We start from the raw sequence: 13,034 nt of genomic DNA on the forward strand, positions 1-13,034 counted from the left end.
CTTTGCAGGACTACGCCGCGCTCCTCCGCATTACCGCTTCCTCGCGATAAGCGATCTTATGCGCAGCTCGCCATAACAGCGTCCACGCCGAACTATAGATGTCGTAGATCTCGATCTGTGCCGGGGTCAGGCTGTGCTTGAGCACATCATATTCAACGCCGGCGAAGCTCAGCGCCCGGCAAAGGTAGAGGCCCATGGCCTTCAAATCACGCGCCACCAATTCCATGGCCGCAATGCCGCCCTGACGGATGTCGGTGATGAACCGTTCCCGATCGGCGAAGGCCGTTTCTGGTCCCCACAGCCCCAGGCGCACCGCATAAGCAAGATTGTTGACCTCGGAGGCGCCGGTGGCCGACGCATAGAGGACGCGAGCGAGCGGAAGATGGTTCTGGAGCCGGACGCCGCAGATACCCTGTTGCGATCCAGCCTTGGCGCCAAGAGCCCCTTCCCCGCCTGCCACGCCGCCCATCTCATGGGCTTCGTCGAAGGCTATCACGCCTTCGAAATCAGCCCCTGCCCACTCAATGATCTGCCGCAAGCGGCTATGATCGGATCGCATCGAGCGGAGGGTCGGATAGGTGACGAACAACACCCCGTCCTGGAGCGTGATGGGCTCGTCGATCTTCCAGTTGTTGATCGGCTGGATATCGGCTGCGACGCCACCGAGCGCAGTCCAGTCGCGGCGCGCGTCTTCGAGCAGCGGCTCATTCTTGGTAACCCAGATGTTGCGGCGACGGCCGGCGAGCCAATTGTCGAGGATGCAGGCGGCGACCTGCCTCCCCTTCCCTGCCCCGGTGCCGTCGCCCAGGAAAAAGCCCTTGCGATAACGGTCGCCATCTTCGGCTATGACAAGGCCAACGCCCTCCTTGTCAGGCCTGGAGCGTCCCGGCTGGAATTGCGACCAGGCGTGGCCGGCATAGACGACGGTTTCGAGCTGGGATGCGGAGAGCAGCCGTTCCGTGACGGTCCGTTCGGGCAAATGCGGGACGTAGCTTGGGATGGGCGCCGGGATCGACCCCATGGCGATCGACTCCACCAGTGCGGTCGGATGTTCGCCGGCGGATGTGAAAGCTATACGGCTGGGCCGATAGGGAAGATAGATGCCGGTCTGTTCGAGCAGCGGCGCCGGGATATCGAGCGGCGTGTAATCGACCGGCAGGACATCATTTTTCACCGGCGCATGCCAGGGTCGTGGCGCGGGCTTGGTGCTTTTGACCGCGCGGAACAGGGAGATGCCCGCGCTACGTTTGGGCGCGGGGGCCGTGACGGTCCGAACCTCCGAGCGCGCAGCAACCGTGCAGCAATCTAGGAAATCCGCAACGGAGGCCCGCTGGATCGTCGATGGAACTGTGCCGCCCGGCACTTTGTCGATCACGAACAACCTGACGGCGATCGATGTGCCATGCTTGGTGTAGCATTTTTCCAAGCGCAGCGAGGTTCGCACGCTTGTATCGCGCAGGGTGGTTTCGAACTGGTCGCGCATCCGACCGTTGTTGCTGAACCAGTCGGGCATGATAGTGACGAGTCTTCCACCTGGGCGAAGCATCCTGAGCGCGGCCTGGAGATGACGAACGGCGGCATAGTCATCGGCACCGCGTCCAAACGAGCGCGCGAAAGGCGGATTCATGAGAACGAGCGTCGGCCGCTCGATTGATGCGAGGGTGGAATTGAGCGTCGCCCCGTCATGGCCGGTGATGCTGGCATGAGGGAATGCGGAGGCGAGCCGCGCGCGGCGGGCTGGATCCAGTTCGTTGAGGTGCAACGATTCATGTGGACCGCACTGGGCGATCAGTAGGCCGTTGCCCGCGCTGGGTTCCAGGATGATGTCATCGTGCTGCACATCTGCGAGCACCACAGCCAGCGCAGCGATATCGACGGGGGTGGAGAATTGCTGCCAGGCAATCTGTTGCTCGCTGCGCACCGTCTGGGTGGGCAAGCGGTCAACCAAGGTGATGGCGGCTCGCACCTCGGTCAGCGATGATGGCGGCGTCGGTTGCCGCACCAGATGCAGCGCCAGCGCATGTTCAAGGATCTCGAAGCTGTCGCGCTGGGTCCAGCGGCCGTCGGCATCGCTTCCGCCGAAGGCCTGCACCATGGCATCATTGAGGTGGCGACGTGTTATCGGTTCATTGCCGTCAAGATGGCGACAAAGCAAGTCAGCGGCCTCGCGGTCGGCGCGGGCGGTTGCCTCGAACAGGTCGGTCATGAAGATCTCCGAAGGTTGGCTGCCCTCCTGGCAGCTGCACCTTCTCCCGATCCCCCTCCCCTTTCCTGTCCCGGACCGTATCAGCCAGGAAGGTTCGCCCCCTGCTCCATGCGGGCGGCGAGAAGCTCGGCCCAATCACCGAAATTCACGGACGGCGGAGCATGGTGGATAGCGAGACGCGGCCGAGCATAGCGCTGAGCGGCCACGTTGGCGGCACGGAGGCCCTCAGGATCATTATCGTGGGCGAGCATCAGGATCTCGACATGATCAGGGATGATCAGCTGATCAAATCGGCGCGCGCCGAGGGACGCCCAGCAGGGAATGTTGCGCAGCAATGTGAAGGCGCGGGCGTCTTCGAAGCCTTCGGCAATCCCCAGAATCCGGCGAGGATATCCACCCTGCCACGCACCGTGCCGGGGCGTTCCCAGCATCGCCTTGTGTGTGTAGTCAGCCGTTTCCGGGTCGAGGAATATTCGCTGAATCGCCGTCAGTTGCCGTCGCTCGCGAACTGCGACCAGCAAAGCGGGTAGGAACTGGGTGTGAGGTTTGGGCAAATAGGGACAGCGCGGATGATAGCGGACATCCGGCGGAATCGTGGTGAAGTGACGCCGCGCCAGATGGCGTTCGCCAAGCGTGTTACGAACGTCCACGGCCTCGTTCCAGACGCGAACGGCGTTGCCGGTGCCAGCCCGGCTTGTCGTTTCAGGTGGCGTTCCGCGCTGGGTGATGCGAACCCGGGTCAATTCTCGAAGAACGTCCTCACGGGTGCAGCCGGCAAAGCAGGTGACCAATATACCCCGATCGCCCTGCCGAAGGGATAGACTCGGATCATTGTCGGCATGGGCCGGGCACCGGCACATGGCAATGGGACCGTGCCACCTGCCACCAAGGGCCTGGACCAGATCGACGAGTTCCTGGGATGGTTTGTGCGCAATGAGGGACATAAGCATTTCTCCTGCTCATGCCCCTCCCCCTCTTCTCTCTTCAGAGGTGGCCTGGCAAAACTGGACAGTGAGCTAAGTGGATTTTCTGCCTGACGGCGGCCAGGATGGCCGCGAGACAGGAGCAGAGATGAGCAAACGACCCCGCCGGAACCACAGCCCGGCTTTCAAGGCGAAGGTGGCATTGGCTGCCGTGAAGGGCGAGAAGACGCTGGCCGAGTTGGCGCAGCAATTTGACGTGCATCCGAACCAGATCACGACGTGGCGTAGCCAGTTGCTGGAGGGCGCAGCAGGCGTGTTTGGTTCGGGCAACGCGTCGGAAACGGGCGAACCGCCGGTCGACGTGAAGACGCTGCACGCCAAGATCGGCGAGTTGACGCTGGCGAATGATTTTTTGGCCGGCGCGCTCGGGAAGGCCGGTCTGTTGCCGAGCGCAAAACGATGATCGACCGTTCGCACAGTTTGCCGCTGGCCCGGCAGGCGCGGGAACTGGGGATCAGCCGGGGGAGCGTCTATTACCTGCCCAGGCCGGTCTCGGCGGCGGATCTAACGATCATGCGGCGCATCGACGAGTTGCACCTCGAATTTCCATTCGCAGGCAGTCGGATGCTGCGCGATCTGCTGCGGCAGGAAGGCATCGGGATCGGCCGCCAGCATGTCGCCACGCTGATGAAGAAGATGGCGATCGAGGCGATTTACCGTCGCCCGAACACATCGAAGCCGATGCCAGGGCACAAGATCTACCCCTACCTGCTGCGCAAACTGCCGATTGTGCGGCCCAACCAGGTCTGGGCGACGGACATCAGCTACATCCCGATGGCGAGGGGGTTCGTCTATCTCGTGGCCATCGTCGATTGGTTCAGCCGGAAGGTCCTGGCTTGGCGGGTGTCGATCACGATGGAGGCCGACTTCTGTGTCGAAGCATTGGAGGAAGCGCTCGCGCGCTTCGGAAAACCGGAGATTTTCAACACCGACCAAGGCAGTCAGTTCACTTCGCTCGCCTTCACCAGCGTGCTGCACCGGGAGGAAATCGCCATCAGCATGGACGGACGGGGCGCATGGCGCGACAATGTGGTGGTCGAGCGCCTGTGGCGCTCGGTGAAATACGAGGAGGTTTACCTCCGCGCCTACGCCGCGGTCAGCGAAGCCCGGGTATCGATCGGTCGTTATCTGAACTTTTACAACGCAAGGAGGCCGCATTCGAGCCTTGGTGCCCGGACCCCGGACCAGGCATATTTTGACAACCTGCCGCTGGCGATGGCAGCATGAGCCAAAGGCCAGCGAAGCTAATTTGGCCGCCGATATGGGGCGTCACTCCGGTCGGGCTACGCCCTCCCTACATGACGCCCCATATCGGCAGTGCGAGCAAAGAACCGGCAGACGATCCACTTATCAAGTGCCGATCCCTGTTCAGACCAACCCGGCCACCTCTCTTCCGGCCTCGCTACGGCCATGGCAGCTACAATTCGCGCGTGCCTGGGTCCGGTGCCAATGACCAATAACCCTTAATATGAGCGTGCCGCGGACGCTCTTATTAAGGGTTATTGCTGCAAGCCTGAATATGGATTGCTTTGCGTGCCGGTCCCATCGGCGAACGCGGCGGTAACATCTCCTCGATGCCGATACCTGCAGGACGCGGACGGGCTACCGCGGCAATCCTCTAATGCATGAATGAAGGGGGCCGCATCGCGGCCATGGCGCGCATTTGCGGGCGAAGGGCAAGTTCGGGTTGGATGCAAATAGCTTCTGCGCAATCCCCACGAAGGAGCGCGTCGATGGCCTTTCGTGCCTCTGGCTGTGACCGATGGAATGGATAGCCGGCGTCGTTCGACGTCCTCATTATGCCCTCTCCTACGAGTCGTTGGACGGGGAGCATAGGTCCAGCAAGCGCCATGTCGAAGCATTATTCGTGAGTGTGTCGGCGGCGGTTTCCATCGTCTCGTACACGTGAGCGATGAGCGTTCCCGAGTACCGGCTACGACTGCCTACGAAAGCAAACCGGCTCGGTCACGATGGACCATTGAATATTAAGATTATCACTGTATATTGATAACCGAGATATTCGAATGGAACAGATGATGGCATCGATCCCCAATAGCGAACTGGCCAGTCTCGGCATTGAGGCGCTGGCCGGTTCTGTGCATGAAATCCGCGAGCGGCTGAAGGGGGCGGACGATGACCAGATCGTTGCGCTCAAGCTCGACCATGGCAGCAAGCGGATTACTGCGGCATTTGCAGAGGCCGTGCGCCTCATTGCACCGATGATCGTACGCAAGATCGCTGATCAGGAAAATGCGACGCTCGAAAAGCTGGTCGACGCCCTTGTCCCACAGGTTCCGTTGCCCGAGCACCTGCTGACCGAAGCGAGGATGAACGCCGAAGCGCGCAAGGCGGTTCTGGAAAGCGGAGAATGGTTGAGCGCTGCCCAACTATCAGAGATTGCTGGTTTTAGCGGACAAAATGCCAGCGCGCAGCCCAACAAGTGGAAGCGCGAGGGCAAGATCTTCGCCTTGCGGCGCAATGGCAGCGACTATTATCCTGGTTACGCCCTCGATGCAGATGCGGGCTATCGCCCTGTCAAGCAGCTCGCGCCAATCCTGAAGCTGTTCGGCAATGATTTGGAAGATTGGGATATCGCGGTCTGGTTCGCGTCTGCGAACAGCTTCCTGGGTGGCGTGGCGCCGAAGGATATTTTGGCGAGCGCGCCTGACCGCGTGCTTGCGGCGGCCGAAGACGAGATGGCAGGGGTGCTGCATGGGTAAGGCCAAACGTCCGGCCACCCCAATGTCCAGCAAGTCCACCGCTCCTGATGTCCCGACAGCGACCCGCGCGGCTGCCGGCATTGGTGCGACGCGGTTGATCAAGGCACCGCCGTCGGACCTCGATAAGTTGGTGAAGCGGACAAGCTGGACATCTGGCGAGATCATTCATCGTGTCCATCCAGATGTGTACACGGCGGATCAGTTTAATCCCGGTCTCAACGGCAATGCGCGGTTCAGTCCGATCTGTGATGCCGCCGGCAATCCTATCCCAACCGTCTATGGCGGCACGACCTTCGAGTGTGCAGTGATGGAAACTGTCTTCCACGATGTCCCCTTTGCAGCGGGCCTGAAGACAGTCGCCAAGCGGAAAATCCGGCATCATCATCATTCGCAGCTCATTTCAGCTGCCGAGCTGACGCTTGCGAACCTCACCAACAAGGCCCTGCGGAAGCTTGGTATCCCACGCGCCGATCTGATTGACACGGAAAAGGATCTCTACCCGCAGACGCGAGCATGGGCCGAAGCGGTTCATGCCCAATGCGCCGACGTGCAAGGCTTATGCTGGGTGTCTCGCCAGGACGACACTGCTCAGGCGATCATCCTCTTTGGGGACCGGCTTGCGCCGGGTCTTTTGACCCTTACCGCGCCATCGGTTGACCTTGTCGGAGATGACGCGACTTATGCGGGACTCGTCAAATTGGCCGACGACATAGGGGTGAAGCTTATCGGCAGATAAGCCGCCGCTGGTTGGAGCGATCAAGTGCCATCGGTCAAACGATTTTCAGATGCGGACTGGATTCTTTGAGAAGGTGAGCCGCAGCGTATCGCTGCGTGACGGGGCTATTGTGCTGCTTCGTCCGAACTCGCGCAAAGCATCCTCACCTTGGCACATGGCCAACCAAGGGACGAGTATGCGGTGATTTGTCCCCGTCCTTTCGCGCCGTGTGCATGTTGAGGCGGGAAATCAGTACAGGGCATTGCCTTTCGCACCTTCTGGGTACGAGGAAAGGTGGCTGCAGATACAGGTGGTTCGTGGCAAAAGAGCATTTTCGAACCTTCCGTCGCAACCTAGTTCGGAAAAAATCTCCTAAACCGGCAATTTATTGACAACCATAGCGATGCTTCATATTTTATTGGCAACCGTACTTCGCGAATGATTCGGCTGGGGCTCCTTTATGATTGATACCGTTTCCAACCTGAAGGCCATGGTCGAAAACGGTGAGGCCCTTAGTGCCCAGTTGAAGAAGGTCGCTTTTCGACCGCGGGCCCGGAAAAATCTCGAATTGACCTTTGGTCCGGGACGCGCAGCGGATTTAATCGGTCGCACTCCCGAGGCGTTGACTAAGGCAGAGGCGAAAGGTCGGCTGCCGGCCCCCAAGATTGGTGCCAACGGTCGGCGCTATTACACGCTCGAGGATCTGACGCTCATCCGTCAGTCTCTCGGGATCATTCCGGGAAAGCAGGCACATGAGCCTGCGGTCGTTTTAGCCGTTCAGAATTTCAAGGGTGGCGTCGGGAAAAGCACGATCACCAAGCATCTGGCCGATTATCTTGCGCTTCAGGGGCTAAGGGTACTCGTCGTAGATTGCGATCCTCAAGCCTCGACCAGTTCCTTGTTCGACGTGGACCAGGAAGAACTCTGGGATAGCGACGAGACGCTTGCGCATTTCTTGGCTCCTTCCGCGCCGCTCAGCGAATTTCGCCGCACCATCCGTGATACCGCTTGGCCAACGACCAAGATCGTCCCGTCGAGCCTAGGCCTGGGTGAAATTGAGTGGCACATGGTCGCAGGCGCGGAAGGGCGCGAAGAGATCATGCGTAGGTTCGGTTTGCTCAGGGCCGGTATCAGTCAAGTTCGCCGCGAATTTGATGTGATGCTACTCGATCCACCTCCAGCAATGGGATTTCTCGGGATGAATGTTATGGCCGCTGCGAGCGGTCTCGTTGTCCCGGTTCCGGCCCGGCAGCTCGATTTTCTATCGACAATTCACTTCATGACCAACATTGCCGACACGCTGGAAGCTCTCAATGAATATAACATGGGCGTGAATTACGACTTTATTCGAGTTGTTGCCTCAAATTACTCGCGATCCGCCGATGGGGAGGCCGGTATGCTGCGTATCTTGCAGCAGATGTGCGGCACGAACATGTTGACCAATCCCATTCTAGCGTCTGAAGAAATCAAGAATTCGGTACAGGAGTTCCGGTCGGTCTATGAGTCCGACAAGCCGATCTCCTCGCACAAAACCTTTACCCGTTGCCGAGACAACCTCGATCTGGTTTTTTCGGAGATCCTTCATGTGATCCGGCAACAATGGCCCTCCACGAGTCTGACGGGTTTTGGCGATCAAAATATGCTGGATGGTGAGGCCGCATGAGCAAGCGCGCGTTATTCGACGAAGTCATTGCCAATGCGGCTGCAGAGCAAGGTGAGAGCACGTCCGCTGCTGAAGGGCCAGCCCAGTCCCGCGCCCGCAAACCAATGAATTTCGCGACGCGGCGGCTCGATAATTTCGAAGAAGCCGCCAAGATGCTAAAAAAGCCGGCGATTTCGCTCAAGCCTGATGAAGTGTCGATCTGGCCGGGCAACGCACGGGACTATTCAGCCCTGAGCGAAGATCGAGTCCGCACGTTGATTGACTCGCTCGTCGCGGAAAATGGGAACCGAATTCCTGTCATCGTCCGTCCGACCCCCAATGGGGAGAAGCGCTATGAACTGATCACCGGTACGCGGCGGCATTGGGCGATCGCCTGGCTCAATGCCAATAATCATCCCGAGATCAGCCTCTATGCATCGATCGAGGATCTAACCGACGAGGCAGCATTTCGCGTCGCGGATATCGAAAACCGTGAACGGGAAGATATCTCCGACTACGAACGGGCGACAAATTATCGCGAGGCCCTCAAGTCCCATTATGAAGGCGTGCAGCGCCGGATGGCCGAGCGACTGAAGCTGAGTCCCGGCACGCTTTCCCGCTATATTGCTCTTGCCGAGATGCCGCAGACGATTGTCTCTGCCTTTGGCTCACCGCGCGATCTGACTCTCCATTTCGCGAAGCCTCTCCTGCCTTTGATTGATGATCAGGAAAAGCGCCAGCGAATGGAAGATGCTGCCCGCTCGATCGCAGAGGAACAGAGCCTCAAACAGAGTTTCGACGAAGCGATTATCCCCGCCAATGAAGTGGTGACGCGGTTGCTGTCTGCGGCGAACAATAAGCAAGCCCGGGCACGGAGGCAAAAGCAGAGCCTTCTTACGCAATCGGGCCGTGAATTCGGAGTGGTCGAACGTGATCGCGCCAGCGAGTTGATGATCAAGATCGTTCCTTCTGAGAGTTCCATTGACGAGCTCATGGAGAGCTTGAGGGCTGCCATTGAGCGCTCCAGGATTTGGGCAAAGGGTAAGGCGTGAGGCAAGCTCAGCGCCCATTTGTCAAATGCACAAAATGGCCGATTTGCCGTTTAAAATCATTATGTTCGCATGGATGTTGCCGACGGCAACATCTTGCAGCTTTTAGCGTTCGAGCGTTTTAGAAAATGGTGGAATCCCCCCCTAGTCTTGGCCGGCAGGTCCAGCTCAGTTTTGAGATGTTCACGCCCCTGCCAGACTTTGGGGATATATCGTTGCGCGACTATCAGGAGACGATGCAACGCCCCTTCTTCTCGCTAGCGAAGAAGCGCGTGAAGCCGATCCAATATCTTAGTCCTAATGGCCAGGTGAGCGTCCACGTTTCAGCCAACCCGCACTACGGGATGGCGACTATATGGGACGCGGACATCATGATCTTCTTCGCATCCTATTTGAACGAGCAGCGGCAGCGCTCGAACAACTTGTCTCCTACGATCCGCGTTCATCCAGCGGATATTATGAAACTGATCCGCCGTGATACATCCGGGAGAGCCTATGAGCGGATGCGCGACGCGCTCGATCGGCTGCAGGCCACCACCATAAAGACGAATATTTGCGCGAAGGGCAAATCCAGGGAAGTGACTTTCTCGTGGATCGATAGCTGGACCCAGTTGATCGACGAGCGACGCAATAAAGTCCTGTGCATCGAAGTGACGCTTGCAAAATGGTTTTTCGACGGCGTCCTGGACCAAAAGTCCGTCTTGACCGTCGATCCCGCGTATTTTGATCTTAAGGGAGGGATAGAGCGTTGGCTCTATCGCGCTGCACGCAAGCACGCCGGCGGTAATGGTGCGGAAGGCTTTACTATCGGTTTCGACACACTTCTTCAGAAGAGCGGTAGCGAGCAAACGTCAGCTAAGTTCAAGGCGTCGCTGCTGGCCATTGCGCGTGCCGATTCCTTGCCCGAATTGCATCTAGAGGTGCTGGACGAGAAGTCGGCCCATCCAAAGCTTTGGATGGTAATGCGCAAAGACTGGCAGGGGAAGGCAAAGCCTCAGCAAGTTCTACCCGCCCCTTCCGCAGCAGAACCAAAACGAGAGGTTGTGCCGGCCACGCGAACGCGGAGCGTTAAACGCCTTGCGGAAACGCTAATAGATCCCGAGGATCTTGTTTCCCCGGCCGACATGGCAGCCTTGGTTGCCAGCACGGCAAATGGCTTTCGCGTGTCTTCACAAGGGCCAAAAACCCTTTCGCCCTCCCCTGCCCCCGTTTCATCTGCAAAGCCGGCAACCCGGCGCCGCGGTAACCGTGCACAAGATGTAATCGATCAGGAAACCTACACTGCCATTCGCCGGGATTTCCCAGGCTGGGACCTCGACGTTCTGATGGCGAGGTTTGATAATTACATTGCAAACAACCTTACCGAATTGCCGGCGAATTATTCCAAGCGCTTCTACTTTTTCATGAAGAGCCATCACCAGCGGAACAAGCACACCTTGCCCGGCAGTTAACCGGCTTAGAGGGTTTGCAGATGACTTAGTTTGCGTCCCATCGGTTGGAAGTCGGCTTCCTCCCGCTGAAAAGATGCCTCTCGGCAACTCCTATTAGATCAGAATGTACGGTTCATCGTGCTATCGCGGATAGCGGAAATGCCTCATATTTACCCTGGTGCTCCACGCCCAACTGTAGAGGATGTCCCCTGACAAGACCTCCGTTACGCCACTCTCAAGGCCGTGTCTGATAGCACGATGCGAGCATGCGTCAGGACGACGTCAGTGCAACGGGGCTGATATCTGCCCCCCTCCCCTTTCCGGCTCTTATCCTCTTCGAAAATCGAATAAGAATTCAATGGCTCTCTCGAGTACGGCTAGTTGGAAGCCGATGCGCAATATCTTTGGAAACACCAGATAGACGATTATTTCGTTCACAACGGGATACAGAAGCTATGAATCTGACCTCAGCCAGCAGCCCCAAGGTTTCTAAGAACAAGAAAGCGCAAAATCCATTATTATCGTGTTTTTTCAATGAAATAGATAAGATGTTGCCTTCGGCAACACGAGCCTTCGCCCCCCCCCCATGCCTCCCCGGTACGTGGTCCGCTTCAAAGTTTGTGTTAGTCGATTTGAGGCATCGCTCCCGACTAAACGATTGCATCCACCAGCGCTCAGCGGCTTAAGTAAGTCAAGCAGGTACGAGCACCCGATTTCTCGTAACGCGGTGCGATGATCTTACGACCGCCTGCCCATTTAAGCGTGCAATCTCTGCGTCCCATTTGGTCACGGTAGCCGAACGAATTCTACGCTTATGCCTGTTAGGCGAATCCGGATGCCCCCTGCCAAAGGGCGAGTTGCCGGTTATTAAAGCGGGATGTTCCGCTGATGCTGCAGACAAATAATTAGCTTCCACGTCGGCTATTATCAGCGCCGCTATGCACAATCTTGTCCATTGCTGAAGCTGCTCGCATGGCGACTTCCGAACCCTGCCTCTACGTTTCAGCATTCTGAGCGAGATCAGCGACCCTTTGCATTGGTATAGCAGGGGAACGCTTACGGCTCCCCCAAGTTTATTTGACTCAAAACCCCACTTCGCAATGCGCGTTCAAGGAAGGACTGGCCTGTAAGTCGGTCACACCGCACTTCTTCATTTTACCGCACGGCCCACCCAATACACTGCCATCATGGTAATCGATGCGTCCTCAGGCTCCAGCACATACACGTCTCGGATCGAAAGTCCCTAACAGGACTGACGCCGCGATTGACTATGCAATCGCTACGCGTGATCGATCCGCGGTCTGACGGCAGGAGAGGGGGAAGTCCTCATTTAGGCACATTAATACCTAGGGAGATCGAGAAATGCGAACTGGCTGAACCCTGCAACGGTAAGCCACCTGCAAGAAAGATGTTTGACGAATGTGACAGCCCGGTGCCTGATAGCACGATGAACATCCACAAGGCATTTTTGGATCGGCGGAAAGCTCATCCCCGATAGCACGTTAGAGTCGTTCACAACTCGTTTTCGGCAATGGTGGGAAAAGCCGAAACAGCAAGAAAACTGATTCGAAGCCGGGGCTTAGCGACGAAAGTAGATAGGCCACGACTGCATTCCATCGTGCTATCAGAGCCAGAGTGTCGCCGCTCTCAGTTTAGGCAATCGTGCTATCACAGAAGCCCGATCGTGCTATCGCGCCGCTGAGAACGTGCCATCACGGATGATCTATCGTGCCATCGCGCCGACCCCAAAATCTGCGAATCGTGGAGTCAGCACGATTCGCATCAGGTGCGACTTCTCTTAACTCTCTAACTTCTCCATAATCCCATAACCATGGCGCCTACGGCGCTGAGATTTGAGTTTGAATTTTTAGATGAGATTACCTTCATAAAACTTCTCGATGTTCCTCCAACTAGACCGCTGTTAGAGGTAGCTCCCCCCGCAAGAAAATCCTCCGGTTTACCCCGATGAGGGTCGCTGCGCCGTAAATGATGCTGGCGTTTGAGGCATCTGACGGTCGCTATGAATGGCCACAATACGCCGCACCTTTATAACGGCCTTGCATCAATCAGGCAGCGTGGCACAGAAGAATTCATCAGTGAGCTGCTTTCCGCTGCGGACCTGGTAGCCACCCGAGGCGGGGGACGGAATACTTTCCTAGCTACATTGATCGGCCTAGCGAAAACTGCATCTGATGAACTTATGAGAGACCTGTGCGCGGGTGGGCGTAGCACTCTAAAATCTTATGGATATTCGACGAGCGTTCGATCCGGCCTATGCTTTGCAGGCGG

Annotated in this window: 8 protein-coding genes; 6 read left to right on the forward strand and 2 right to left on the reverse strand. The window is 57.7% G+C overall.

Going from position 1 to position 13,034, the window contains the following annotated elements:
• Positions 1 to 10: 10 nt before the first annotated feature.
• A complete protein-coding gene (locus K7W03_RS24500; protein ID WP_222887573.1) occupies positions 11 to 2,206 on the reverse strand; it encodes a strawberry notch-like NTP hydrolase domain-containing protein in 2,196 nt (731 codons plus the stop codon).
• A gap of 80 nt (positions 2,207 to 2,286) precedes the next feature.
• A complete protein-coding gene (locus K7W03_RS24505; protein ID WP_062017059.1) occupies positions 2,287 to 3,150 on the reverse strand; it encodes a toprim domain-containing protein in 864 nt (287 codons plus the stop codon).
• 127 nt (positions 3,151 to 3,277) lie between these two features.
• Between K7W03_RS24505 and K7W03_RS24510 the strand changes: the two genes are divergently transcribed.
• The 6 genes from K7W03_RS24510 (at position 3,278) to K7W03_RS24535 (ending at position 10,766) form a co-directional block, all read left to right on the forward strand.
• Positions 3,278 to 4,416 (forward strand): IS3 family transposase gene (locus K7W03_RS24510; protein ID WP_099187111.1). Its coding sequence is split into 2 segments (ribosomal slippage): positions 3,278 to 3,545 and positions 3,545 to 4,416, totalling 1,140 coding nucleotides; the frame shifts between segments, so codons are not numbered across the junction.
• Positions 4,417 to 5,213: 797 nt separating this feature from the next.
• Positions 5,214 to 5,909 (forward strand): hypothetical protein, encoded by a 696-nt coding sequence (locus K7W03_RS24515; protein ID WP_226870471.1) that lies wholly within the window; start codon positions 5,214 to 5,216, stop codon positions 5,907 to 5,909.
• Positions 5,902 to 6,645, forward strand: a complete 744-nt coding sequence (locus tag K7W03_RS24520) for an RES family NAD+ phosphorylase (protein ID WP_061940023.1) — start codon at positions 5,902 to 5,904, stop codon at positions 6,643 to 6,645. The genes K7W03_RS24515 and K7W03_RS24520 overlap by 8 nt, the downstream gene beginning before the upstream one ends.
• A 439-nt stretch (positions 6,646 to 7,084) precedes the next feature.
• Positions 7,085 to 8,287 carry an AAA family ATPase gene (locus tag K7W03_RS24525; RefSeq protein WP_061940020.1) on the forward strand — a complete coding sequence of 401 codons (1,203 nt, stop codon included), beginning with the start codon at positions 7,085 to 7,087 and terminating at the stop codon, positions 8,285 to 8,287.
• Positions 8,284 to 9,318, forward strand: a complete 1,035-nt coding sequence (locus tag K7W03_RS24530; protein ID WP_061940018.1) for a ParB/RepB/Spo0J family partition protein — start codon at positions 8,284 to 8,286, stop codon at positions 9,316 to 9,318. The genes K7W03_RS24525 and K7W03_RS24530 overlap by 4 nt, the downstream gene beginning before the upstream one ends.
• A gap of 212 nt (positions 9,319 to 9,530) precedes the next feature.
• The gene (locus K7W03_RS24535) at positions 9,531 to 10,766 is read left to right on the forward strand and encodes a replication initiator protein A (RefSeq protein WP_226870473.1); all 1,236 of its coding nucleotides are present in this window, start codon (positions 9,531 to 9,533) and stop codon (positions 10,764 to 10,766) included.
• Positions 10,767 to 13,034: the final 2,268 nt, after the last annotated feature.

It is taken from the genome of Sphingobium sp. PNB (assembly GCF_019873065.1).
Lineage (GTDB): Bacteria > Pseudomonadota > Alphaproteobacteria > Sphingomonadales > Sphingomonadaceae > Sphingobium > Sphingobium fuliginis.